The organism is Porphyrobacter sp. ULC335 (assembly GCF_025917005.1).
In the GTDB taxonomy this organism is placed as follows: Bacteria; Pseudomonadota; Alphaproteobacteria; order Sphingomonadales; family Sphingomonadaceae; genus Erythrobacter.
In genome coordinates, this window is the sequence record NZ_CP078091.1 from 1517262 (window position 1) to 1542794 (window position 25533).

A 25533-nucleotide genomic window follows, 5' to 3' on the forward strand; every position below is an offset into this window, starting at 1 on the left:
AGGTCGCGCGGCGAGGGCTCCGTCTCATGGTTCAAAGACCAGGAGAATCCCCTCGATGAACCGCACGCTTCTTGCCGGAACGGCGCTTGCCGCCTTTGCCCAGCCGCTTGCCGCGCAGACCGTCATCAACACCGCGCGCACCACGCCGGTCGTCACTTCGACCGTGAACAGCGGCCAGCCCAATGACGTGCGGATCGAAAGCGCCGGTTCGGTGACCGTGTCCACCGGCACCGCGGTGACGGTGGATAGCAACAACTCCGTCACCAACGCAGGCAACATCACCATTGCCAATGCCGACAACGCCACCGGCATTCTGGTGACCGGTGCGCGCACCGCCAACATCACCAATTCCGGCACGATCACCATCGACGAGACCTACACCGCGACCGACAGCGACAATGACGGCGACCTCGACGGGGCGTTCGCGATCGGCACGGGCCGCACCGCGATCCGCATAGACGGCGCGCTGACCGGCAACCTCAGCCACACCGGCACGATCGTCGTCGAAGGCAACAATTCCGCCGGCATCCGTGCCTCGGCACCGATCACCGGCAATGTCACCATCGAGGGTCGCACCACGATCAACGGCAACAACAGCGTCGGCGTGGCGCTAGGCGGCGTGTCGGGCAATGTCCGGCTTGCGGGCGAGATCACCGCGCGCGGCCAGAACACGCAAGGCGCGGTGCTGAGCGGCGATATCGGCGGCGCACTGCGGGTGCAGAGCACCCTGACCACCACCGGCTACCGCACCGTGCCTGCCCCGTCCGACGTCTCCAAGCTGGACGCCGACGATCTGCTGCAAGGCGGCAGCGCCTTGGTGATCGAGGGCAATGTCGCACGCGGGATCGTGTTCGAGGTTGCCCCGCCTGACGCCGTCGCCACCGATAATGACGAGGACAAGGACGGGATCGAGGACTCCAAGGAAGGCAATACCCGGATCATCTCCTACGGCGCGGCCCCCGCGGTGCAGATCGGCGGCACCACCGCCACCACCATCGGCGCGACGCAGGGCACCGCGAATGGCTTCGGCATCATCATGGCCGGCACCATCCTCGGCGACGGGGTCTATGCGGGCGTGAACGGCACGGGGATGCGGATCGGCGGACGCGGCGGAGCCGTCAGCATCGCCAACGGTATCCAGATCAACGGCCAGATCGGCGGCGCATCGCGCGGGGCCAATGCCACCGCCTTTGAATTCGCGGCCGGAGCCACAACGCCCGAACTGCGCAACGCCGGGACGATCGCTGCGACTGTCAGCGGCACCACCGGCACCGGAACGGCAACCGCCGTGCTGATCGGCGCGGGCGCATCGCTGCCGGTGCTGCGCAATTCGCGGACGATCAACGCCACCACCATCAAGGACGGCAGCGCCTATGCCATCCGCGACCTTTCGGGCACGCTCGGCCTGGTCGAGAACAGCGGCGCAATCAGCGCGACCGGGGCCGATGCGACCTCGACCCGCAATATCGCCATCGATCTCAGCGCGCGCACCGGCGATTCCATCATCCGCCAGACCGCGGTTGCGGCAGGCGTCACCGCGCCCACCATCACCGGCGACATCCGCTTCGGCAGCGGTTCAGACCTGCTCGAACTGGCCGATGGCACAGTGACCGGCAATGTCAGCTTCGGCGGGGGCACCAATCGCCTCATCATGACCGGCGATGCGGCACTGATCGGCAATGTCGATTTCGGCGGCGGTGCGGGCGTGCTGAGCCTCGCCAACACGGCCGGATTCGGCGGACGGCTGACCGGCGCACAGAACGTTGCGGTCAGCCTTGGCAGCGGCACCATGGTGCTGACGGGCCAGACCAGCATCGCCAGCCTTGATGTCGGCGCGAACGGCGTGATCGGCGCGACGCTGGGCGGCGCGGCAGGCTCCAGCACCGCCATCACCGTGAGCGGCGCGGCAAGTTTCGGCACGGGGAGCAAGCTCCGCATCCGTCTGGCCGACATCAACACCGCAGTCGGCAATTACACCGTGATTTCCGCAGGCAGCCTGGCTGGGGCGAGCAACCTCACCGCCGATTCCGCGCTCGTGCCGTTCCTCTACAAGGCGGCGCTGGCGGTGAGCGGCAACAATGTGAACGTCGCCATCACCCGCAAGGCAACCGCCGATCTGGGCCTCAACCGTTCGGAAGCGGCGGCCTTCGACCCGCTGTTCGCCGCGCTGTCCAAGGACACCAAGGTCGCCGACCTGTTCCTGGCGATCAACACCGCTGACGTTTTCCAGGCCTATGTCGCGCAGACCCTGCCCGACCACGCAGGCGGCACCTTTGAAGGGCTGAGCCAGGGCCTGCGCGCCTTTGACCGGCACTTCATGGACCCGGATTCGCCCTTCGATCAGGAAGGCAAGTTCCGGATCATCGCCGATTTTGCCAACTGGAATGTCGACAAGGATCGCGGGCAATCGGCGGCCTTTGACCTCACCGGCCTCGGCTTCCGCGGCGGGGTGGAATACCTTACCTCGGCCGGCGCCTTCGGGGTGACCGGCAGCTGGCTGTGGAACAAGCACAAGAACGGCCCGATCGACAATTCCGTGCTGAGCGACACTTACGAAGCCGGTGCGCACTGGCGCGGCAAGTTCGGCCCGGTGGTGGGCTTCGCCCGCGTCGGTGCGGGTAAGGCGGACTATACGGGCAGCCGTGTGTTTTCGGGCGGGACGGGGGCGAACGCCGCCAATTACACGATCCTGCGCGAATGGAGCGGCGATTTCGTCACCGCGACCGGCGGCGTTTCGATCGAAGGCGGCGGCCGGTTCTTCTTCTTCCGCCCCTCGCTGGTGGTCGATTATCTGCGTCTGAAGGAAGATGGCTATACCGAAACCGGCGGCGGCAACGCGCTGAACCTGACGGTTGATGCGCGGTCCAGCAAGGAAATCGGCATCAATGGCGGCGTCGCGCTCGGGGTCGACCTGTGGGGCATGCAGGCGCGTGATCGCGGCTGGCTGCGGCTCGAGACCGAAGGCGGCTGGCGCGAGCTGCTGACCAGCGATCTCGGCGATACCCGCGCACGGTACAACACCGGCGCGCAATTCACCCTCAATCCCGAAGGCCGCAACGGCGGCTGGTTCGCCCGCGCCCGCGCGCTGGGCGGGGACGGGAGTTACAAGATTGCCGGGGAGGTCGGACTGGAAGAACAGTTCGGCCAGATCGGCTACAGCTTGCGCGCATCCATCCGCCTCGGCTGGTGATGCGTGCGGGGTGCCGGTTGCTAGTGCCCCCCGCAAGACCGGCCGGCACCCCTTCACTTTCGGATTTCAATGGGATGAAAAAGTACAGCTTTCTTGCCGCCATGCTGCTTATCGCAGGATGCAGCGCTGTGCCGCCCGCGGAAATGCGCTTACCGCCTGCGCTGGCCGGGCAGCCGCGCCAGACCCTGCCCATCGAAGGGCTGGGCGGCGGCGGTGACAAGGGGCGGTTCTACATCGGTCCGTGGCAGGGCAGCTTCACGCGCTCGGAAGATCGGCTCGCGGTGTTCGATGCGCTCGTCACCAATCGCGGCCATGCCGGCTTCGTCATGGAAGGCCCGGAGATTTCGTGGACCATCGAAGCCGATTGCCGGATGCGCGAGCGGGTGGTCGAGGTGGGCGCGGTGTCCTTCACCCCCGCGCCGATGTCCTATGCCTGCCGTTTCACCGCTGACGGGCAGGCCTTCCCCGCGCGCTTCGAATTGCACGAGGTGAAGACCGGGTTTGCCGATAATCTCAGCCGCCGCCAACGGCGCGGCGAAATCGCGCTGGGGGGCGAGGTTGTGCAGATCAGTTCGGTGCACAAGATCGCAGGCTCGCCGCTCGAACTGGCGAGCCCGATCGGCTATGTCTTCGAGCAGGCGGGGCAGCCGGTCGGTGCGGTGGAGATCAACGGCCGGCCGCGCCTGATCCTCACAGATCCGTCGGACAAGGGGTTGGCACGGACGCTGACCATCGCAGGGCTCGCGCTGGCGCTGTTGCGCGATCCGGCGAACAGCCCGCTGGAAGGGTGAGGCTGCGGCGGTGCGGGGCCTAGACCCCCGTTAGACCCCGCCTAGACCCCCTTTAGCCTCGTTTTGGCACTATGTTTCATGTGGAACATTGCCCTTAGCGGGCGGCTTGCTGGCCTTGCACATGCACCATGTAATCGACGATCTGCGGCACCGCCTGTTCGTCGACCGGAGCCTTGTAGAGCTTGATCATCTTGCCGACGATCGACTCCCATTTCTCGCGGCTGACCTTCGGCTGCTGGAGCATGGTCGAAGGTGAGTGGCAGGCGGTGCAGTTCTCCAGCACCGCTTGCCGTCCGGGGCCTTCGGGCAAGTTCATCGGATCATCGGGCAGGGCGATACTCGCGTCCGCGAAACTGGCTTTCGGTGCAGAGTCGCAACCGGCCAGCATCAGGGCGAGGAGGAGGACAGCGCCTCTCATTGTGCCACCAGCGTGATGCGTTCGATGACGTTGCGGGCATAGCCGGAAGGGTTCCAGACGAGCTGTTCAGGCTGCACCGCGCCCTTCGCATTGGCCGCACGAACGCCGATTTGTTCAAGATTCGCCGTGACTTGCGGGATGGTGACTTGCCAGCGGCGGAATGCGTAGGGCCCTTCGTCCGGGCCGAGCGTGCAAGGCAGTTCCCACCCGTTCCCGACCAGATCGACCTTGGCCAGCGCAGCATCCCCGCCCATCGCGATGCCTTCCAGCACCAGCGGCTTGCCCCGCGCCACGGCCGCGCCATCGGCATGGCTGGTGATGAAAGCGCGCGGCGGCATCGCCTCGATCGGGACGGTGGGGAAGTCTTTGTCCTCGGGCGTCACGGGCTGCGCGGGCATCCGGTAGGAATCCGCGACGTAATAGCTGTCATCCTCGCCGGTCAGCACCTCGATGGTGGCGAGCATCTTCACCCAATAGGTCGAGAACCACCCCGGCACCACGATCCGCAAGGGGAAGCCGTGGAGGATCGAGAGCGGCGCGTCGTTCATCCCCCAGGCGACCAGCACATCATCGCGCATCGCGATATCCATCGGAATCGACTTGATAAATTGCGGCGCGCCATCGGTCAGCGGCACATCAAGCCCGGCAAAGCGCACGCGTTTCGCGCCCGCGCCGACACCCGCCTTGGCGAGCACGTCCTTGAGCCGCACCCCGGTCCACTTCGCGCAGCCCATCGCGCCGTTGCCCCACTGGGTGCCGGTCACACGCGGTTCCGAAAGGCCCCGGCCATTGCCCGCGCACTGGTTGATCGCGACCACCTCGACCGTCTCGCCCGCAGAGGCGATCTCGTCGAGCGTCAGCGACACCGCCTGCTTGACCGCACCGCCCACCGCCACGCGGTGATCGGCGGCCTTGACCGCGGTGGGCATGTCCCAGTTCCAGCGCACGAAGAATCGGTCGTTGGGGGTGATAATCCCTTCGCGGAACACCTCCATCGGCGTTTCCAGCAGCGGCGGGCGGATGCGCTGGACGATCATTTCGCCCTTGCCGGGGAAGGCAGGTTCCAGCGGCCTGAGGCTCGGCCCGCCGGGCAGGCCGAGGTCGACCAGCTTCTGCGCCAGCGCCGGGGCCGCCAGCGCCGCCCCAAGCCCGCCAACGCCCGCACCCGCGATCAGCGCGCGGCGGGAGAGCCGCGTGTCGCTCACGCCTCTGCGCCCTCAAGCCGGGCGACCAGCGCGCCGATATCGGCCACCGCGAGGTCGTGCGCGGCGATCAGCTCGCCAATGTCGTCGATCCGCGCCATCTCGCCATCGTCGCGCATGATCGAACAGATCACCGCCGCATCGCCCGCACCGGCCAACCGCGCGAGGTCAATCGAAGCCTCGCAGGCCGAGGGGCGTTCCAGCACGCCGCCCGCCCGCGCGATCAGCGGGAAGACATGGCCGGGGGAGTGGATGTCGGCGTTGCTCGCGCCCTCGGCAATCGCCACGCGCACGGTATGCGCGCGGTCGGCGGCGGAGATGCCGGTGGAGACGCCGTGCGCCGCCTCGATCGAGCGGGCGAAGGGCCGCCCCGTCTGGCGCGCGGTGCCGGGGTTGACGAGGCTGAGGCCAAGCCGCTCGGCCCGCTCGGGCGTGACCGACAGACAGATCAGCCCGCGGCCGTGGGTGGCCATGAAGTTGATCGCTTCGGGCGTGACATGCTTTGCGGCAATCATCAGGTCGATATCGCCCCCGCGCAGCCGGTCGCCCGCGATGACGATGATCCGCCCGGCGGCAATCGCTGCCAAGGCCGCGTCAAAACCGCCGCCGGTCACGGCAGCGCCCTTCCGGCGGCGAAGCTCTTCGCGCCCAGCACCACCTGCTTGCCGACCAGTTCCAGCTGCCCGCGTGCGCGCTCGTCAAGGCATTCGCCATCGGGCGAGAACAGCCCGCGATAGGTGCGGATCGTTGCGCCCATCGGGGTCGGCCAGCCGCGCAGGGCATGGGTGATGGCGCGCATGGTCAGCAGCGTGCTCATCGACGCCTGATCGCCGAAGGCGGTGGCGATCAGGCCGACCGCGCGGCCATCGAGATAGGGGCGATCATCGCGCGCAAGGTCTTCAAGGTAATCGAGCGCGTTCTTGACCACGCCGGAGATCGTCCCGTGATAGCCAGGGGCGGCGACCAGCAGCCCATCGGCCTCGCGCACCGCGGCGACCATCTCTGCCCCTTGCGAGGGATCGTGGAGCGGGCCGAGATAGTGGGGCAGCGCGGTCAGATATTCGCCGCCGAAGACCGTCACCTCCGCACCCTCGGCCGCGGCAACGCTGGCGGCGAGGCGCAGCGCCTGCTCCGTGGAGGAGCCGGGATTGACCGTGCCGCCAAGGGCTACGATTCGGGTCATGCGGGAGTTGTCCTTTCGGTGATGTAAGCGGCGAGCCGCGCGGTTTCTTGCGGCGTGAAATGCAGGCCCAACTTGGTGCGCCGCCATAGCACGTCGTCGGCGGTGCGCGCCCATTCCTGCGCGACGAGATAATCGACTTCGGCGGCGGTTAGGCCGTGGCCGAAGTCCTCGCCGAGGTCCGCGGCCGTCTTCGCCGCGCCAAGGAAGGTCGCGGCGCGGGTGCCATAAAGACGGATCAGCCGCTGGGCCTCGCGCGCGGAAAGGAAGGGGTAGCGCTGGCCGAGTTCCTGCATTTTCGCTGCCGCTTCGGTCATGCCGAAATCGCCGCCGGGAAGCGGCGCGCTGCCGGTCCAGTCGCTTGCGGCGAGCGTGGGAAGGAAGGGCGCGAGGCTCTCCACCGCCTCGGCGGCAAGGTGGCGGTAGGTGGTGATCTTGCCGCCGAACACCGACAATAGCGGCGCGGTGCCGTCCGTCCCGCCGTCCAGTTCGAAACGGTAACCTCGCGTCGCCGCCTCGGGCTTGCCGGAGCCGTCATCGACCAGCGGGCGCACGCCGGAATAGGTCCAGACGACATCGGCGGGGGTTACGGGCGTGCGGAAATACTCGCTCGCGCCTTCGCACAGGTAGGCGATTTCCTCGGCGCTGGCCTTGACCTCGTCCAGCCCCGCCTTGTGATCGACATCGGTGGTGCCGATCAGGGTGAAGTCGCTCTCGTAGGGGATCGCGAAGAAGATCCGCCCGTCGGGGAGCTGGAAGAAATAGGCGTAATCGTGGTCGAACAGCTTTGTCACCACGATGTGCGATCCGCGCACCAGCCGCATCCGCTGCGCGGTCGGCTCGCCCGCGCGGCCGAGCAGGTCGATCACGCGCGGCCCTGCGGCGTTGACCACGGCGCGCGCCTTGAATGTCTCGGCCCCGGCATGGATGTGCCACAGGTCGCCCTCGCGGGTCAGCGCGGTGACCTCGCAGCGGGTGCGCACTTCCGCGCCGCGATCCGCCGCGTCGCGGGCGTTGAGGATGACGAGCCGCGCATCATCCACCCAGCCATCCGAATAGGCGAAGGCGCGGGTGTATTGCGGCTTGAGCGGCGCGCCTGCGGGGTGGTGCAACAGGTCGACACCCTCGGCAGAAGGCAGGCGCTTGCGGCCGCCAATATGGTCGTAGAGGAACAGCCCCAGCCGCAGCAGCCAGCGCGGGCGCAGGCCGGGGCGGTGGGGGAGGATGAAGCGCAGCGGCCAGATGATATGCGGCGCGATGCCCCACAGCACTTCGCGTTCCGAGAGGGACTCGCGCACCAGAGCGAATTCGTAATGCTCCAGATAGCGCAGCCCGCCGTGGATCAGCTTGGTGGAATTGGACGATGTCCCCTCGGCCAGATCGCCGCGCTCCAGCAGCAGCACCTTCGCACCGCGCCCGGCGGCATCGCGCGCGATCCCGGCGCCGTTCACGCCGCCCCCGATCACCGCGAGGTCGAACACCGGCGCCATCAGATCACCCATTGCGCATAGGCGAGCGCGACCACCAGCGAGGCGATGGTCGCGGCCAGCACCGGCATCACCGCCCGCCAGCCGAGGCCGAGCAGCAGGTCAGTGCGCGTGCGCATCGCGGTGGCGGTGACGGCGAGCAGCAGCAGGGTCTTGGAAAGCGTCAGCGCATGGCCGGCCAGATCGGCGGGCAGGGTGACGAGCGAGTTCACCCCGACCAGCGCGAGGAACAGGAGAATGAAGCCCGGCAGCACCGGCACCCGCGCGCGGCCCACGCCTGCGGGGAGCGGCTGGACGCGGGCGATCCACAAGGCGGCGAGCGTCACCAGCGGGGCGAGCATCGCCACGCGGGTGAGCTTGACCACGGTCGCCTGCGCACCCGCCGCGTCCGACACGGCAAAGCCCGCGCCGATTGCCTGCGCGACGTCATGGATCGACGCGCCGACAAGGAAGCCCGCCTGCGCATCGGTGAAGCCGAGCATCTGGGTGAGCGGCGGGTAGGTGACGAGCGCAATGGCGCTCGCTGCGGCAAGGATCACCAGCGTCAGGGTGAACAGCGACTGGTCGATCCGCTCCCTTCCGATCACCCCGTAAAGCGCCAGCGCCGCCGATGCGCCGCAGATCGCGGTCGCTCCGCCGCCGAGGATGCCGATCGCGGCGTTCTGCCCCGTCGCCCGCGCGGCAGCGAGTGCGGCGAGGAGCGCAGCGGCCATCACCAGCGCGAGGCCCGCGAAAGGGACGATCCCCATCGCCGCGACCTGCATGGCGGTCACCTGAAAGCCGAGCAGGACGATCCCGGCGCGAAGGCCGTGGCGCGATACGGCGTCGAGCCCGTCATGCGTGCGCGGGTCGGTGGCGGCGAAATTGACGGCGAGGCCGATCAGCAGGCCCGCCAGGATCACCGGCACGCCATAGTTCTGGGAAAGCCACGCCGCCGCCGCACCGGCAATGGCGCAAATGGCGAGGCCGGGGATGAAGCGCGACAGCGGCTTGCGTTCAGCCTTGGCAGCAGCTGCGGCGGTGGTGTCGGCGAGCATGATCTCGCCGAACAGGTCGCCGGCGAAAGCCTCGAAATCGGGGCGCGCATTGCGCTTCATGCCGGTTCAGCCCTGCCCATTGCCTGCCGAAAGCCCCTGTGGCCTCGCTTGTGTCTCACGGTGTCACAGCCCTACCGCGCACCGCCTCCCAATGCAACCGCCGCAGGTCAATCGAAGGGATCGGTTTGCTCCTCCGGACGGCGGATATCGGGGAGTAGCCACTGGAACCACGCCAGCGCAACCAGATAGGACGCCGCGGCAAAGATGAACAGCGGCACAAAGCCGAACCCGGCATCAAGCACGCGCCCCGTCACCAGGCTGATCGCCACCCCGCCCATATTGCCCATGAAGGCGCCGAAGGCGGTCACCCGCCCGACCTTGGCATTGGGAACGACATCGGTGATCGTCGAGAAGATCGAGAGCGAGAAGCCCTGATGCCCGGCCATCACCACGCCGATCATCACCGCCACCGGCCAGAAGGAGTTCAGCCCCAGCACCAGCGGCAGCGGCGTGACGATCAGCGCCGAGACCAGCATCACCCCCTTGCGTACGCGGTTGGGGCTCCACCCGCGCTCCAGCAGCCGGGTCGAAGCCCAGCCTGCCAGCAGCGCGCCGAGGCCCGATCCGGCAAAGGCAATCGCCAGCGGCACCGCCAGCTCCAGCGTCGTCAGGCCGAATTCCTTGCGGTAATAATCGGCCAGCCAGAAATTGATGAACCACCAGGTCATGTCGGACAGCGCCTTGGCGACGACGATCGCCCAGGTCTGGCGGTTGAGGAGGATCGGGCCGTAGGCCGCGCCGCTCGCCGTGTCGGCGGCAGAGGCGGTGACGGTGCGTTCGCGCAGCTGGGCGATGCCGCGCGCCAACCACATCCACGCGAGCAGCGAGATGAACCCGCCGATCCCGCCCGCGACCAGCGCGCCGCGCCAGCCCACGGTGAGCGCCAGCGCCGGGACAAGGAAGGGCATCGCAATCGTCCCCGCGCCCGCCAGCATGGTCGCAAAGCCGAAGGCGAAGCTGCGCTTGTCCGGCGGGAACAGGCTGGCGACGGTCTTGATGGTGAGCGGGGTCTGCACCGCCTCTGTCACGCCAAGACCGACCCGCGCGGCCACCACCTGCCACGTTGTCAGCGCCCAGCCGTGGGCCACCGCCGCAAGGCTCCACGCCGAAGCGCCGACCTGCATCGAACGGTTCACGCCCAGCCGGTCGACCAGCCAGCCGGTGAACAGGAAGGCAAACGCGGCGGAGAATTGCGTGACAGCGGCCAGATCGCCGAAATTGCTGTCGGTCCAGCCGAAGTCCGCCATCATGTCGGGCTTGAGGATGGCGATGATCGGGCGGTCCATCGCGTTGAACACCCCCGCGATGCACAGCACCGTGAACAGCGACCAGCGCAGGCGAGCGGTTATCGGCGAGGGAGTGTGCGCGGCCATCAACGGGTTCCTATGGTTTGACTGCGTGGGATACAAGAAGGGCCGCCGGATCGCTCCGACGGCCCGCCTGTCATGACGACCTTAAGGCCCCCATCACATCCGTGCGCGCAGTGACACCCCGAAGTAGCGGTCGGCATCACGCGGGATCTGCAAACGGCGCCCGTTTTCGATGTTGAGCAGCACGTAGCTGTCATCGGTGATGTTGCGGGCGTGGAAGGTCACGCGGTACTTGTCCTCGGGGTCCGAGAAGCCGATCGAGGCGTTCCAGATACCATAGGGATCGATCGGGCCGACATTGCCGAGGTCCGAGAACTGGCGGCTGGTGTGGCGGTAATCGGTGTTGAGATACAGCACCGCAGCGTCGCCCAGATCCCGCGTGTAGTCACCGCCGATGGTGTAGACGAACTTCGGCGCCAGCGGCAGCTGGGTGCCGTTGATCGCGCTCGGCGCGTTGGTCAGCGGGTTGGGGTTGAACTCCTTGACGCGGGCATCGGCATAGGCCGCGCTCGCCCGCAGGTTCAGCCCGTCGATCGGGTTGACGATCAGGTCGGCTTCGAAACCTTCGCTCTTGACCGTCCCGGCGTTGGTCAGGTTCGAAACCGTCGCGCCGTTGATCAGCACGAAATTGTTGGCCTGGAAGCCCTTGTATTCGACCGAGAAGGCCGCGACGTTGAGCTGCACGCGGTTATCGAGGAACTGGGTCTTGGCCCCGATTTCGAAGCTGTCGGACAGCTCCTCGTCGATCGGGCGGGCGTTGTTCGGCGCGGTGTGGTTGAAGAACACGTTGAACGCCGGACCCTTGTAGCCGCGGGTGTAGGACCCGTAGAACATCAGGTCGTCGGTCGGCTGGAACTGCAGCACGGCGCGGCCCGAAAGGTTGCCGTTGGTGGTTTCGCCGCGGCTGGTGTTGGTGCCGTTGCCGCCGTTGGCGACAAGACCGCCAGCCGGGTTGCCGTTGGTGCCGGGGCCGGTTGCGGGCAGGCCGGTGGTGCGGTTGACCGCCGGTGCGCGGGTGTGGCTGAACGACAGATCATCCCAGGTGTAACGCAGACCGCCAGTCAGCGAGAGCTGCTCGGTGATGCGATAGGTCGCCTGGCTGAAGATCGCGTAGTTCACCGAACGCACTTCGCTGCGCGAGGTGGCGGACGGGAAGATGGTGTTGACCGTATCGCTCAGGTTGCACGGACGCGCACCGCTGGCGGCGACCGGCAGGGTCGATGACGCACAGGTCACGTTGTTGCGGGTGAAGTCCTGCGTGTTGTCCGACTGCCAGGCGAAAACGCCCGCCTGATAGAAGAACGGTTTGGTCTGATCGGATGCGATACGGATTTCGGCCGAGACCTGCTCGGTCTTGACCACGCCGGTATCGTGAAGCTCACCCACGCCGACGATCGCGCGCGGCAGGAAGTCGCCTTCGCGCAGTTCGCGGTTGAACCAGTTGCGATAGCCGAGGACGACGCTGAGCGTGTGGGTATCGGTGATCTCGAAATCGCCGGTGCCGGTCAGGCTCCACTGCTTGTCTTCGGTGCTGGTGACGAGGTTGTGGTTGATGAAGCGCTGGTTTTCACCCTGTGCCGGACCGCCGGGCAGGCCCAGTTCGGCATCCTGCGCCGCATTGCCGCGGCTGGCGCCGGTGACGTCGGCGCAGCAATCATCATCGGCCTGGTAGTAATCGGCGATCAGGCGAACGGCATTGGCGCCGTCGTCATAATCCATGATCCCGCGCACGCCGTAGCGTTCGTAACCATTGACGGTGTTGTTGCGGCCGCCGTTGATGTTGGTGATGTTGCCATCAAAGCTGCCGTAGAAGCCGGTCAGGCGGGCGCTAAGGTTTTCGGCAATCGGGCCGGAGATCGCGGCGCGCAGGCGGTATTCCTCGCCTTCGAACCAGTCGGCACTGGCTTCGGCTTCAAGGGTGTCGGTGCCGCCCTTGGAGACGATGTTGACCAGACCGGCCGAGGCGTTGCGGCCGAACAGCGTGCCCTGCGGGCCGCGCAGCACTTCAAGCCGCTCCAGATCGACGATATCCATGAAGGCCTGACCCGAACGGGACAGAACGACGCCGTCGACAACGGTGGACACAGAAGGTTCGGCCGCGACCGAGAAGCTGATGGTGCCGACGCCGCGCATCACGATCGCGCTGTTGGCGCTGGTGGTGCCCTTGCGGAAGGTCACCGAGGGGATGACGGTGCTGATGTTTTCAAGGCTGAAGACCACCGCCTGTTCAAGCCGGTCACCCGAAACCGCAGAGATCGCGATGGGTACGTCCTGGACGTTTTCCTCGACCTTCTGGGCGGTTACGACGATTTCTTCGACCTGCGCCATGGCCGGCGCGGTGTAGAGCAGCGCCAGCGAACTGGCGGAAAGGGCAAGCGACTTAAGCGCAAAACGGGTGGTGGCAGACATGGTATTTCTCTCCCCTGCGTCGTGATCAACTCTTTCGGGCGATATCTCAGATCATCGCCCGTGCGGTCGATCTTTGGACCATCGGGTTGCGCTTTCTGTCTCATTCTGTCAAGCGGTGTCAGAACGGGCCAAGGGACAGCCCGGCGGAGAGATGACAGGCGGGAATGGCGCATCTGGAGGCGACAGAGGGGGGATTTGACCTGCGGCTGGCGGGCCGCACGATCCTTCGCCATGACCAGAATTCAACCGCGATTTCCGTGGCTTCGGGCAATCCGGACGTGGTGATGGTGCGCGGGAATTTCCGCCTTTCCGATAGCCCTGTGGCAGCAGCGCCACTCACCGGCAGCAATCGCGATTCAAGCGGGGGCGTTACCCTCTCGAACGGCGATGGCAGCGCCCAAGTGGCGGTGACGCTTGCGCCCGCTGCATCGCAGCTGGTGGTCGAGGCGCTTTCGGGGCACGACCGCATCACGATCGACCTCTCGCTTGCCGCCGATGACGTGCTGTGGGGCGGGGGCGAGCAGATGAGCTATCTCACCCTCAATGGCCGCAACTTCCCGATCTGGACCAGCGAGCCCGGCGTAGGGCGCGAACCCGGCACGCACCTGACCGATCAGGCGAGCGCGGATGGCTCCTTCGCGGGCGGGGACTACTGGACGACCAATTATCCCGAACCCACCGTGCTGTGTTCGGGCGGCTGGGCGATCAGCCTTGCCAATGCCGAATATTTGGAACTGGACGCGAGCGAGGCCGGGCGGCTGCGTGTTCACGTGTGGTCGGGCAAGGTTGCGATCGACCTGTTCGAAGGCGCGCCCGCCGATTTGACCCGCCAGCTGGGCGCCCGCTTCGGCCCGCGCCACGCCTTGCCCGAATGGGCGCTGGGCGGGGCGGTGGTCGGGCTCAAGCAGGGCGAGGCGAGTTTCGACCGGCTCGAAGCGCTGATCGATGCAGGCGCGACGGTCAGCGGCTTGTGGTGCGAGGACTGGGTCGGCATCCGCGAGACCAGCTTTGGCCGCCGGTTGTTCTGGGACTGGCAGTGGAACGCGGACCGTTATCCCGATCTTCCCGACCGCATCGCCAGCCTGAAGGCGCGCGGCATCCGCTTCCTCGGCTATGTGAACCCCTACCTCGCGGTCGATGGCCCGCTGTATCCCGAGGCTGCGGCCAAGGGCTATTTCGCCAAGTGCCTCGACAGCGATGAACCCTATGCCGTCGATTTCGGCGAGTTTTATGCGGGCGTGGTCGACTTCACCAACCCCGCCGCTGCCGAGTGGTTTGCCGAGGAGGTGATCGGCAAGCGGATGCTCGATTTCGGGCTCGACGGGTGGATGGCCGATTTCGGCGAATATCTCCCCACCGACCTGCGCCTGCATGATGGCGATCCGATGCAGGAGCACAACCGCTGGCCGGTGCGCTGGGCCGAGGTCAACGCCCGCGCTGTCGCCTCACGCGGGCGGACCGGCGATGTCCTGTGGTTCATGCGCGCAGGGCATACCGGCGTGCAGGCGCATTGCCCTTTGCTGTGGGCAGGCGACCAGTCGGTCGATTTCAGCCGCCATGACGGCATCGGCACAGTCATCACCGCCGCGCTGTCATCCGGCCTTGTCGGCAATGCCTTCAGCCACTCGGACGTCGGCGGATACACCAGCCTGTTCGGCAATGTCCGCACGCCGGAACTGATGCTGCGCTGGTATGAACTGGGCGCCTTCAGCCCGGTGATGCGCACGCACGAGGGCAACCGCCCGGACGACAATCTCCAGATCGATTCCACCAGCGAGCTGATCGACGGCTTCGTCCGCTGGAGCCGGGTGCACGCGATGCTTGCGCCCTATGTCCGGCACCTTGTTGCAGAAGCGCAGGCCACTGGCCTTCCGGCACAACGTGCGCTGTTCCTCCACTATCCGGATGACCGGGAAACCTTCACCATTCAGGACCAGTACCTCTATGGCGGGGACATGATGGTGGCACCGGTGATCGAAGCGGGGGCGGTTATGCGCAAAGTCTATCTGCCGGAGGGCAACTGGCGGCATTTGTGGAGCGGGCAGGGCTACGCCCCCGGCTGGCATGATGTGACCGCGCCCATCGGCAAGCCGCCGGTCTTCTACCGCCCGGGCAGCACCTTTGCGCCCCTGTTCGCGAGTTTGGCCGCATGAGCCGCGCCAACATCCGTGATGTCGCCGCCCGCGCGGGTGTGGCGGTAAAGACCGTCAGCCGTGTGCTCAACGGCCACCCCTATGTCAGCGCCGAACTGCGCGCGCGGGTCGAAACGGCGATGGCCGATCTCGATTACCGTCCCTCGGTCGCGGCCCGCATCCTTTCGGGCGCGAAGTCCAATCAGGTCGCGCTGATCTACGACAATCACAGCCCCTATTACATGTTCCAGATCCAGAAGGGCTGCTGGGAGGTGTGCCACGAAAACGGCATCCGCCTGCTTGCCCAGCCGGTGGACGTCGCCGATCCGCGCGTCGGCGATCAGGTGCGCGGGCTGGTGAGCGAGACGCATGTCGATGGCATCATCCTGTCCTCCCCCGTCACCGATTGCGACTCCGTGCTGCGCGCGCTCGAGACGATGGACGTGCCCTTCGTGCGGATTTCGCCGGGGACGAACCACGCGCTGACCTCCAGCGTGTTCATGGACGACGCGCAGGCCGCCGACGACATGACCACCCACCTCATCAATGCGGGCCACCGCCGCATCGGGTTCATCAAGGGCCACACCAATCACATGGCCTCCGACGACCGCCTGTTCGGATACCGCCGCGCGCTCGACCGCGTGGGCATCCCGTTCGAGCCGCAGATGGTGGTCGATGGCGAGTTCGATTTCGATTCCGGGGTGGCGGGTGCCCGCGCGCTGCTCGACCAGCCCGACCGTCCCACCGCAATTTTCGCCTCGAACGACGATATGGCCGCCGGTGTGCTTGCGGTGGCGCATGATCGCGGCATCAACGTGCCGGGCGATCTTTCGGTCGCAGGCTTCGACGATACCACGCTGGCGCGCACCGTCTGGCCGCCGCTCACCACCATTCGCCAGCCGATGGCGGACCTCGCCCGCACGGCGACGCAAATCCTGATTGCAGGCGGGGACATCACCCACAAACGCCTGCCCCACGACCTTGTCGAGCGCGCTTCGGTCGCTCCGCCAAAGAGGAACTGATATGAGTGAATTGCCCCTTCCGCCTGCCACACGCCAGCTGGGTGCCAGCGGCATCGAAGTGTCTCCCATCGCCTGGGGGATGTGGCGTCTGGCGGAGAATGGCCGCACCGCTGCCGATGCGGCCAAGCTGGTGCACGCGGCGCTGGATGCGGGGATCACCTTCCTCGATACCGCCGATATCTACGGCTTCGACGGCAACGGCGGGTTCGGCGATGCCGAGGCGCTGCTGGGCGAGGTGCTGGCCGCCGAGCCTGCCCTGCGGGACAAGATGGTGCTGGCGACCAAGGGCGGCATTCTGCCCCCGCTCCCCTACGACCAGAGCGCCGATTACCTGACAAAGGCGATCGAGGATTCCCTGCGCCGCCTTCAGGTGGACTCGGTCGACCTGTGGCAGATCCACCGCCCCGATATCCTCGCCCACCCGCAAGAGGTCGCGCGGGTGCTCGATGATGCGGTGGCTTCGGGGAAAATCCGCAGCCTCGGCGTGTCGAACTTCACGATGGCCCAGACGGCCGCGCTCAGCCACTTCCTCGGCAACAAGCTGGCGACGACCCAGCCCGAGATCAGCCCGCTGCGGATCGACTGTTTCGAGAACGGCGAGCTGGATCAGGCGATGATGCTCGGCATGACCCCGATGGCATGGTCGCCGCTGGGCGGCGGGCGTCTCGCCGCGCCGGAAACCGCGCGCGACAAGGCTGTCGCCGCCGCGCTGGACGCCGTGGCGGAGGCGCAGGGCGTCTCGCGCACGGTCGCGGCCTATAGCTGGCTGATGGCGCACCCCGCCGGGATCGTCCCGATCATCGGCTCGCAAACGCCCGCGCGGATCGCGGAAGGTGCGGCGGCGCTGACAGTGCGCTGGACGCGGACGGATTGGTACGCGGTGCTTGTCGCCGCACGTGGTGAGAGGCTGCCCTGATGACCCAACAGCAACAATGCGAAATCGCGTGGTTCTCCGCGCTGTGCGACGATGATTACGAGTTCCTCGGCGTCCCCGATCCCTATCTCCAGTCGAGCTGGGAGCATTGTCGCAATCTCGTGATGCGCGCCGAGGAAGGCGGGTTCGACAACATCCTGCTGCCTTCGGGCTATCAGCTGGGCGTCGACACCACCATTTTCGCCGCCGCGGTCGCCACGCAGGTCAAGCGGATCAAGCTGCTGTGGGCGACCCGCATGGGCGAGGATTGGCCGCCGCAACTGGCGCGCCGGATCGCGACGCTTGACCGCATCCTCGGGCCGAACGCTGCCGGCACCGGCGGGCGATTGAACGTCAACATCATCTCCTCCGACATGCCGGGCGAGAAGATCGAGAGCGCCCCCCGCTACCGCCGCGGCACCGAGATCATGAAGATCGTCAAGACGCTGCTGAATGGCGAGCATCTCGATTTCGATGGCGAGTTCTACAAGCTTAAGCTCGATCCGCCGCGTATCACCACATTGAGCGGCAAGTGCCCGCCCTTCTACTTCGGCGGCCTCAGCCACGAAGCGCGCGAATGTGCGGCCGAGGCGGCGGATGTGTACCTGATGTGGCCCGATACGATGGACAAGGTGCGCGAGAATATCGCCGACCTTAAGGCGCGTGCGGCGAATTACGGGCGCACCCTCAAGTTCGGCTACCGCGTCCACGTGATCGTCCGCGAGACCGAGGACGAGGCGCGCCACTATGCCGACCGGCTGCTGTCGAAGCTCGATGACGAGGCAGGCCGCGCGATCCGCGAAAAGAGCCTCGACGCCAAGAACTACGGCGTCCAGCGCCAGCAGGAACTGCGCGGCGCAGCCGACGGCGATGGTTTCGTGGAAGAGAACCTGTGGACCGGCATCGGCCGCGCGCGTTCGGGCTGCGGGGCGGCGATCGTCGGCACGCCTGATCAGGTGCTCGCCAAGCTGCGCGCCTATCAGGCCGAAGGGATCGAGGCGTTCATCCTGTCAGGCTATCCGCACATGCAGGAAGCCGATCTGTTCGCCCGTCACGTGCTGCCGCATATCCAGCATGGGCCGCTGGAGGTGTGACTCACTCCGCCCACCAAAAAGCGTCATCCCAGCGAAAGCTGGGACCCAGGGCGGCAAGCGATGCCCTTTGTAGCCCTGGGCCCCAGCTTTCGCTGGGGTGACGAAAATGGCTGGATAATTCCCAACACCCCGCCAGCTCGGAAATGTTGGACGCGTTTAGAGGCCCCCCGCGCGAATCTGTTGCGGGCCTAGACCCCCTTAGACCCCCTCTAGACCCCCCTTAGGGAGGTGTTGAGCGATGTTTCTCGTGAAACATTCCCCTACTGCATGGCCGCCTCCGTAAATGCGCCGCCATTATCCTCTTTTCCGCGTCCGCAGGGCGTGACAAGACGTATCGCAAAGCAGAACCAATCTGGTGGAGAGACCAAGCCATGAACCTCGAATTCACCCCCGAAGAGCAGGCCTTCCGCGATGAAGTCCGCAGCTTCATTGCCGAGAACTATCCCGCGCACCTCGCCGATTTCGGGATGCGCGAAGACATGAGCCGCGAGGACTTCCTCGCCTGGCACAAGATCCTCGGGAAAAAGGGCTGGTCGGTTCCGGCATGGCCGACCGAGTACGGCGGCACCGGCTGGACCCCGACGCAGCGCTACATCTGGTCGGAAGAAAACGCCCGCGCCAGCACCGTCATGCCGCTGCCCTTCGGCGTATCGATGGTCGGCCCGGTGATCTACACCTTCGGCAATGCCGAGCAGAAGGCCCGCCACCTCCCCGGCATTGTCAGCGGTGAAGTTTGGTGGTGCCAGGGCTATTCGGAGCCGGGCGCCGGTTCCGACCTCGCCAGTCTCAAGACCACCGCGGTGCGTGACGGCGATCACTATGTGATCAACGGCCAGAAGACCTGGACGACGCTGGCCCAGCACGCCGATTGGGGCTTCTTCCTGTGCCGCACCGATCCGACCGCCAAGGCGCAGGAAGGCATCAGCTTCATCCTCGTCGACATGAAGTCGCCGGGCGTGGAAGTGAAGCCGATCAAGCTGCTGGACGGCGGTTACGAGGTCAACGAGACCTGGCTGACCGACGTTCGCGTGCCGGTCGAAAACCTTGTCGGCGTGGAGAACAAGGGCTGGACCTACGCCAAGTTCCTGCTCGCTCACGAACGCTCCGGCATCGCCGGTGTGGCGCGGTCGAAGCGCGGGATCGAAAAGCTGCGCGAAATCGCCGCGAACGAAAGCCTCGACGGCGCACCGCTGATCAAGGATTTCGATTTCGCCCGCAAGGTGAGCCAGCTCGAAATCGATCTCGCCGCGCTCGAAATCACCGAATTGCGCACGCTCGCCGGTGAGCAGGCGGGCAAGGGTCCGGGGCCGGAAAGCTCGATCCTCAAGATCAAGGGCACCGAAATCCAGCAGCGTCTCACCGAGCTGACGCTGGAAGCGGTCGGCACCTATAGCGCGCCCTATCATGGCGGCGTGTCGAACGATAATTCCAACGAGCATCCGGTCGGCCCGGACTATGCCCAGCACGCTGCGGCGACCTATTTCAACATGCGCAAGACATCGATCTATGGCGGATCGAACGAGATTCAGCGCAACATCATCACCAAGATGATCCTCGGTCTGTAAGATCTGGGACGGGAGAGAATTCGTGGATTTCAACTTTACCGAAGAACAAGGCATGGTGCGCGACGGCCTCTCGCGGCTGGTGCGTGAACAATATGACTGGGAAACCCGCCGCAAGGCGATTGCCAGCGGCGCTGGCTGGCGTCCCGAAGTCTGGGCGCAGCTGGCCGAGCTGGGCATCCTCGGCATGCCGTTTTCCGAGGCCGATGGCGGCTTTGGCGGCGGCGCGGTTGATGCGATGGTCATCATGGAAGAGTTCGGCAAGGGCCTGGTCATCGAGCCGTTCGTGCCAACCGTGGTGTGCGCCGGCGGCTTCCTGAAGCACGCCGGAACGGACGCGCAGAAGGAAGAGCATATCGGCGGGATCGTGTCGGGGGAGCGGGTTTTCGCCTTCGCCTATGCCGAACCGCGCGGGCGTTTCGATTATGCCGACCTTGAAACCACCGCCAAGAAGGACGGTGCAGGCTATGTGCTGAACGGCCACAAGGCGGTCGTGATCGGCGCGCCCTGGGCGAGCCACCTCGTCGTCACCGCCCGCACCGGCGGCGAGCGGCGGGACCGCTCGGGCGTCTCGGTGTTCGTGGTGGCCAAGGACACCGCCGGGATCACCACCCGCGACTACGTGACGGTCGATGGCCGCCGCGCATCGGAAGTCTATTTCGAGAATGTTGCGGTGGGCGCGGAAGCCCTGATCGGGGCCGAGGGCGAAGGTCTGGCGCTGATCGAGCTGGTCACCGACGAAGCCATCGCCGCGCTGTGCGCCGAGGCCTGCGGGGCGATGAAGGTCGCCCATGCGATGACGGTGGAGTATTCGCGCCAGCGCAAGCAGTTCGGCGTGCCGATCGGCAGCTTCCAGGTGCTCCAGCACCGCATGGTCGACATGTACACCGCCTACGAACAGGCCGTCTCGCTGACCTATCTCGCCACGCTGCGCCTCGGCTCGGATGAGGTGGAGCGCAAGAAGGCGGTCTCGGCCGCGAAGGTCGGCGTGGGGCAGGCGGCGCGGCTGATCGGGCAGGAAGCGGTGCAGATCCACGGCGGCAACGGCGTGACCGACGAATATGCCATCGGCCACTTCTTCAAGCGGCTGACGATCTTCGACAGCGAGTTCGGCAATGTCGACCACCATCTGAAGCGCCACGTCGCGCTGTCATAAGCGCCGCGCGCGATGCACAAAGCCCCGCTCCCGCCCCGGCGAGAGCGGGGCTTTTGCTTGTGTGCTGTAACCTCCCGGGCGGGGTGGGCGAACAGCGCGTGATGAGAGCCGACGAAGCCTCGCTCGCCCGGTTGATGGCGTTATCGCAACAGGGCGACAGGCAGGCCTATGCCGCGCTGCTCGAAGCGTGCCAGCGCTGGCTGCGGGGCTACTACAGCCGCCGCATCGCGCCCGCGAGCCTCGATGACCTCGTGCAGGAAACGCTGATCGCCCTACACACCAAGCGTGCCTCGTGGGATTCCTCGCGCCCGTTCCTACCGTGGCTGGCGGCGATTGCGCGCTACCGCTGGGTCGATCACCTGCGCCGCCTCTACCGCGCCGACGAGCGGGAATTGCACGAGGAGCTGCTCGGCAGCGATGATGAACCCGCCATCGCCGCGCGCATCAGCCTCGACCGGCTGCTCGGCCTGCTTCCGCCTGCGCAGGAACGCGCCATCGCGCTGGTCAAGATCGAAGGGCTGAGCATCGCCGAAGCCTCTGTAATGACGGGGCAAAGCGAAGCCCTCGTCAAAGTGAACATCCACCGCGGGCTGAAAAAGCTCGCCGCCATGATCGAGAAAGAATGACAATGCCCAGCGATTCCAATGCCCTGATCGCCGAACTGGTGGGCGAGCTCGAGCCGGTGAAGCCGCTGCGCTTCGGCACCGGCATGGCGCTGGCACTGGCGGCGGCGGGGGCGGCGAGCCTTGCGGTGATCGCGCTGTTCGGCCTGCGGCCTGACCTTGCGGCGGGACGGTTCGATCCGATGCATCTGGTCTCCACCGGGCTTTTCCTTGGCCTTGGTCTTGCTGCGAGTGTCACCGTGATCGTGATGAGCCGCCCGTTGGTGGGCAGCGATCACAGCGGCTGGCGCTGGGCTGCGGGCATGGCGGCACTGCTGCCACTGGCGGCTCTGATCGTGGGCCTCAGCCGGGATGCGGGCGCCGCGCTGGCAGGGCCGGGCGACCACGGAGTGCAGTGTTTCTGGGTCGGCGGGGGCGCGTCGCTGATCGTGTTCGGCGCGCTGGTATGGTGGCTGCGCCGGGGCGCGCCCACCGCGCCCGATCGCGCCGGGCTTGTGACCGGGATCGCTTCCGGGGCGTTCGGCACCTTCGCCTTTGCGCTCCACTGCCCGGACAATGACATCGTCCACATCGGCCTGTGGCACAGCGCCCCGGTGCTGGCGATGGCGGTGGTGGGTCGCACCATCGTGCCGCGCCTGATCCGATGGTGACGCGCTAGCCTGCGCCCACGCCCTGCGGCATCCTCGGTTTGCGCATCCGCGCAGGCACCTGCGCGCGCCAGAAGGTCACCACCGCGAGGCTCCCCAGCAGCGCGAGGCCGAGTCCCGCCAGTGTCATCACGATTCGCAAAGGCAGTGCCATCGGGCTGTCCGCCATCCGCGCCGAGTGCAACGGGTAGAGCGCGTTCTGCGCCCGCACCGCCAGCGGCGCCGCGGGGGCATCGCGTGCCATCAGCACGGTGCCGTCGCCTGCCAGAGTGAGGGTGGTGCGCCCGTTGGGGTGCCATTCCTGCGGGCGGCGCATGCGGATCGTTACCGTCCCGCCCGGCGCCTTGGGCCAGACGATCATTCGCGCCGTGCCATCGGGAAAGCGGTTTCGCCCTGCGGTGAGTATCGCGGGCCAATCGGGAGAGGCGGCGGTGGGCGGTGCGGGCGGCTTGGCCTGCCACGCTGCCACCTCGCTGGCGGGCGAGAGGGGGCCGAGCAATGCCTGCCCGAGCGGCTTCAGCACCATCATCGCCCCCGTCAGCCCGGCCAGCAGGATCGGCAGCGCCAGCACCACGCCGATATCGCGGTGGTGGAGGATGATCGCGGGGCGGGTCATCCGCGAGGGGAGGGCCTTCAGCCGAAAGGTTCGCCGCGTTGGCCACCACAGGATCAGCCCGGTGATGCAGAACGCCGTCGCCGCGATGCCGAGCCAGCCCGAAATCAGCTCGCCCGTCTCGCCCATCAGCAGGTGATGGTGGAGATCGAACAGGAAGGTTTCCGGCCGGTCCCAAGTGCTCGCCCACTTGGCGAGGAGGGTACCGTCATGCGCCAGATAAGCGCCGCCGCCGTCGGGCAGCCCCGCCTGCGCCACACCGAATTCGGTCGAGGGGAGGGTGACATAGCCCGCGCCGAGCTTCTCGCCTGCGGTAATGATCGCCAGAGTTTCTGCTTCGGTCGGCACGCGAGGGTCTTGTGCGACGCCCGCCCACCACGGCTTCCACAACAGCGCCGCGCCCGACAGCCCGAGCACCGCCAGCCCTATGCCGACCAGCCCGCCCAGCCAGCGGTGTGCAAGGACAAGCACGCGCCGCATCAGAAGCTGCCGAGCCAGCTCAGCGTCACCGAGCGTCCGCGACCGGCGAAGAAGCGCAGGTTATCGGCGGGCCGCTGGGTATCGGAATTGTAGTCGATATACTGCCGGTCGAGCAGGTTCTGCGCGGCCAGCGTGAAGCTGCCGACATCGGTCGCCACGGTGACCGACCCGTCGAGCAGGTGGTAGCCTCCGAAGTTGTTGCGGACATCGCCGCCTTCGAAATTGCGCGCAAAGTGCGTGCGCGATTGAAGGCGCAGGTTGACCGGGCCGTTGGTGTAATCGGCCGACAGGTTGAGGCGGTCGGGGCCGATATTCGCTCCGTCCAGATCGGCATTCACAATGCCATCGCCGTTGGTATCGACCTGCCCGTTGAGATGCGCATAGCCGATGCCGAGGCGCAGACCGGGGATCGGGGTTTTGGTGGTGAGGTTCAGTTCCAGCCCCTCAATCTCGATCCGCTGACGCTGCACCTCGAACACGTCGCCGACCAGCACGAGAAGCTGCCCGCGGTCGCTGTCCGACCAGTAGTAGGTGGCGCTCGCCTCGATCGGGCCGCGTGCGAACTCCACCCCGATCTCGCGATTATCGGCAACCACCGGCTCGATTTCGAGGAAGGTGTCGAGATCGACATTCGGCGTGCGGATCGCGCGGGTGATGCGGCCCACATCGGGGACGGTGTAACCCTGTGCATAGCTGGCATAGGCACGGATGCCCCGCGCAGGCTCGATCACAATTCCGCCATTGGGCAGCACCCGGTCAAAGCTGGGAGAGCCTCCACCGACCTGCTGCGGGCCGTAGAACCACAGCGTCTGATAGTAGGGGATGCTGATCTCGACATTCTCCCAGCGCACGCCGCCCGCGAGGCGCAGCTTGCCGTCCCACAGCGCGAGGTTGGCCTGTGTGAAGGGGGCGATGCTGCGGTAATCGGTCGGCGGCACCCAGGCGCGGTCTGTCGCGGCGAGTTTCTGGACGGTGTGGTCGTTCAGCAGATCGACTCCGAACACCATGTTGAGCGGGCCGAAACCGCGTTCCCAGCTGGCGTTGACGCCCCATTTGCGGCTGATGTTCTGCGACTGGTCGAACAGCGTGCCTTGGGGGGCAATCGCCGGGTCCTGAAAGTCCGCAAAGGTGGCGCCGCCGTAAATGTCGGCAGTGCGGTTCCAGAAGCCACGCACGCGGAGCGCGCCGCCTGCAAGGTCATCGGCGGTGAGGGTGAGGGCGAGGCTTTCGGCGAGGTTCTCCGGGGCTTCGCCGTCGATCGTGCCGGGCGCGCCGGTGGAAGGCAGGCCGGCCAGCCGGTTGCCCGCGACCGCGATCAGATCGCCGTTGCCCTGAAGGTGGAAGCGCTGGCCCATCGCCTCGATGCGCACGCCGCTGCCCAATTCCACGCCCGCCTTGGCGAAGAAGCTGAGGCTGTCTGAATCCATCAGGTCGCCCTGCGTGCCATCGGGCGCGATTCGGCGCTGCTCGCCGTCGCGGAACACGCCGCGCCGCTCGTAAGCCGCACCCACCACCACATCGAAGGCGCCCGAACGGTTCGCCACCAGCGCGCCGACCTTGCCGCCGAAGCCGTCGCTCCTGAAGCCGCTCTCTGCTGTGCCTTGCAAGATGGTTCGCGCGCTCCAGCCGTCTTGCGCAGGGGCGGACACGGTGACCTGATTGATCACCCCGCCGGTACCGCCGATGCCTTGCAGCGCGTTGGAGCCGAGGATCAGCTCGACCCGGTCGATGAAGAAGGGATCGATGGTGAAGCCGTCGCGCGATCCATCGCGCAAGGGGGCGGTCTGGGGGATGCCGTCAATGGCGAACAGCGGCGAGCGGCCCCGCAGCGTCTCGCCCTGTCCGGTCAACTTCTGGCGCGACGGCGAGAACGAGGGGGTGAGTGCGGCGACGGCGTCCACCACCGAACCGGAAATCTGGAGCTGCCGCTCCAGCGTCTCGCGGTCGATCACCTCGGCGGTGAGGGGCAGTGCCGTGACGGGCAGATTGGTGCGCGCTGCGGTGACGATGATCGGATCGGCGGTTTCGTCCTGGCTGACCGAAGGGGCGGCGGCCTCCTCGGCGGCGTGTGCGGCAGTGGCGAGCGGGAGGAGGGCGGCAGAGAGGAGAAGAGCAAGGCGCATGGACTAATCGTTCCTGATAATCAT

At 66.7% G+C, this 25533-nt stretch carries 20 protein-coding genes; 10 read left to right on the forward strand and 10 right to left on the reverse strand.

The features are described 5' to 3' along the window. Nucleotides 1–55: 55 nt before the first annotated feature. Together KVF90_RS07385 and KVF90_RS07390 are read left to right on the forward strand one after the other, a co-directional pair. Nucleotides 56–3190: an autotransporter domain-containing protein gene (locus tag KVF90_RS07385; RefSeq protein ID WP_264394202.1), complete on the forward strand. Its 3135-nt coding sequence runs from the start codon at nt 56–58 to the stop codon at nt 3188–3190. Between the two features lie 74 nt (nt 3191–3264). Beyond that, nucleotides 3265–3981, forward strand: a complete 717-nt coding sequence (locus KVF90_RS07390; RefSeq protein ID WP_264394203.1) for a hypothetical protein — start codon at nt 3265–3267, stop codon at nt 3979–3981. Nucleotides 3982–4075: 94 nt separating this feature from the next. Here KVF90_RS07390 and KVF90_RS07395 read toward each other — a convergent pair whose 3' ends face one another. The 8 genes from KVF90_RS07395 to KVF90_RS07430 form a co-directional block, all read right to left on the reverse strand. Then, complete coding sequence (locus tag KVF90_RS07395) at nt 4076–4399, reverse strand: cytochrome c (protein WP_264394204.1); 324 nt, start codon at nt 4397–4399, stop codon at nt 4076–4078. After that, a complete protein-coding gene (locus KVF90_RS07400; RefSeq protein WP_264394205.1) occupies nt 4396–5604 on the reverse strand; it encodes a molybdopterin-dependent oxidoreductase in 1209 nt (402 codons plus the stop codon). The genes KVF90_RS07395 and KVF90_RS07400 overlap by 4 nt, the downstream gene beginning before the upstream one ends. Then, nucleotides 5601–6215, reverse strand: a complete 615-nt coding sequence (gene ribB, locus KVF90_RS07405; protein ID WP_264394206.1) for a 3,4-dihydroxy-2-butanone-4-phosphate synthase — start codon at nt 6213–6215, stop codon at nt 5601–5603. Before ribB ends, KVF90_RS07400 begins: the two co-directional genes overlap by 4 nt. Next, nucleotides 6212–6784 carry an NADPH-dependent FMN reductase gene (locus tag KVF90_RS07410; protein WP_264394207.1) on the reverse strand — a complete coding sequence of 191 codons (573 nt, stop codon included), beginning with the start codon at nt 6782–6784 and terminating at the stop codon, nt 6212–6214. The genes ribB and KVF90_RS07410 overlap by 4 nt, the downstream gene beginning before the upstream one ends. Then, nucleotides 6781–8283 (reverse strand): glycerol-3-phosphate dehydrogenase, encoded by a 1503-nt coding sequence (locus KVF90_RS07415; protein WP_264394208.1) that lies wholly within the window; start codon nt 8281–8283, stop codon nt 6781–6783. The genes KVF90_RS07410 and KVF90_RS07415 overlap by 4 nt, the downstream gene beginning before the upstream one ends. Then, on the reverse strand, nt 8271–9365 hold the full coding sequence (locus KVF90_RS07420) for a YeiH family protein (RefSeq protein WP_264394209.1): 1095 nt from the start codon (nt 9363–9365) through the stop codon (nt 8271–8273). Before KVF90_RS07420 ends, KVF90_RS07415 begins: the two co-directional genes overlap by 13 nt. A gap of 107 nt (nt 9366–9472) precedes the next feature. Continuing rightward, nucleotides 9473–10738 carry an MFS transporter gene (locus tag KVF90_RS07425; protein WP_264394210.1) on the reverse strand — a complete coding sequence of 422 codons (1266 nt, stop codon included), beginning with the start codon at nt 10736–10738 and terminating at the stop codon, nt 9473–9475. A 93-nt stretch (nt 10739–10831) separates the two neighbouring features. After that, nucleotides 10832–13144, reverse strand: coding sequence for a TonB-dependent receptor (locus KVF90_RS07430; RefSeq protein WP_264394211.1), 2313 nt, complete (start codon nt 13142–13144; stop codon nt 10832–10834). Nucleotides 13145–13308: 164 nt separating this feature from the next. On the opposite strand from KVF90_RS07430, the gene KVF90_RS07435 reads away from it, so the two are divergent. The 8 genes from KVF90_RS07435 to KVF90_RS07470 all read left to right on the forward strand — a co-directional run bounded on the left by KVF90_RS07435 (nt 13309) and on the right by KVF90_RS07470 (nt 22296). Further along, a complete protein-coding gene (locus KVF90_RS07435) occupies nt 13309–15297 on the forward strand; it encodes an alpha-glucosidase (protein WP_264394212.1) in 1989 nt (662 codons plus the stop codon). Then, a complete protein-coding gene (locus KVF90_RS07440) occupies nt 15294–16298 on the forward strand; it encodes a LacI family DNA-binding transcriptional regulator (protein ID WP_264394213.1) in 1005 nt (334 codons plus the stop codon). The genes KVF90_RS07435 and KVF90_RS07440 overlap by 4 nt, the downstream gene beginning before the upstream one ends. A 1-nt stretch (nt 16299) precedes the next feature. Further along, nucleotides 16300–17214, forward strand: a complete 915-nt coding sequence (locus KVF90_RS07445) for an aldo/keto reductase (RefSeq protein WP_264394214.1) — start codon at nt 16300–16302, stop codon at nt 17212–17214. Beyond that, on the forward strand, nt 17214–18305 hold the full coding sequence (locus KVF90_RS07450) for an LLM class flavin-dependent oxidoreductase (protein WP_264394215.1): 1092 nt from the start codon (nt 17214–17216) through the stop codon (nt 18303–18305). The genes KVF90_RS07445 and KVF90_RS07450 overlap by 1 nt, the downstream gene beginning before the upstream one ends. A gap of 371 nt (nt 18306–18676) precedes the next feature. Then, a complete protein-coding gene (locus KVF90_RS07455; protein WP_264394216.1) occupies nt 18677–19870 on the forward strand; it encodes an acyl-CoA dehydrogenase family protein in 1194 nt (397 codons plus the stop codon). A 22-nt stretch (nt 19871–19892) separates the two neighbouring features. Further along, on the forward strand, nt 19893–21023 hold the full coding sequence (locus KVF90_RS07460) for an acyl-CoA dehydrogenase family protein (RefSeq protein WP_264394217.1): 1131 nt from the start codon (nt 19893–19895) through the stop codon (nt 21021–21023). Between the two features lie 101 nt (nt 21024–21124). After that, nucleotides 21125–21649, forward strand: a complete 525-nt coding sequence (locus KVF90_RS07465) for a sigma-70 family RNA polymerase sigma factor (protein WP_264394218.1) — start codon at nt 21125–21127, stop codon at nt 21647–21649. A 2-nt stretch (nt 21650–21651) separates the two neighbouring features. Continuing rightward, nucleotides 21652–22296 (forward strand): DUF1109 domain-containing protein, encoded by a 645-nt coding sequence (locus KVF90_RS07470; protein ID WP_264394219.1) that lies wholly within the window; start codon nt 21652–21654, stop codon nt 22294–22296. A 4-nt stretch (nt 22297–22300) separates the two neighbouring features. Here KVF90_RS07470 and KVF90_RS07475 read toward each other — a convergent pair whose 3' ends face one another. Together KVF90_RS07475 and KVF90_RS07480 are read right to left on the reverse strand one after the other, a co-directional pair. Further along, nucleotides 22301–23386 (reverse strand): PepSY-associated TM helix domain-containing protein, encoded by a 1086-nt coding sequence (locus tag KVF90_RS07475; RefSeq protein WP_264394220.1) that lies wholly within the window; start codon nt 23384–23386, stop codon nt 22301–22303. After that, nucleotides 23386–25509 carry a TonB-dependent receptor gene (locus tag KVF90_RS07480; RefSeq protein ID WP_264394221.1) on the reverse strand — a complete coding sequence of 708 codons (2124 nt, stop codon included), beginning with the start codon at nt 25507–25509 and terminating at the stop codon, nt 23386–23388. Before KVF90_RS07480 ends, KVF90_RS07475 begins: the two co-directional genes overlap by 1 nt. Nucleotides 25510–25533: the final 24 nt, after the last annotated feature.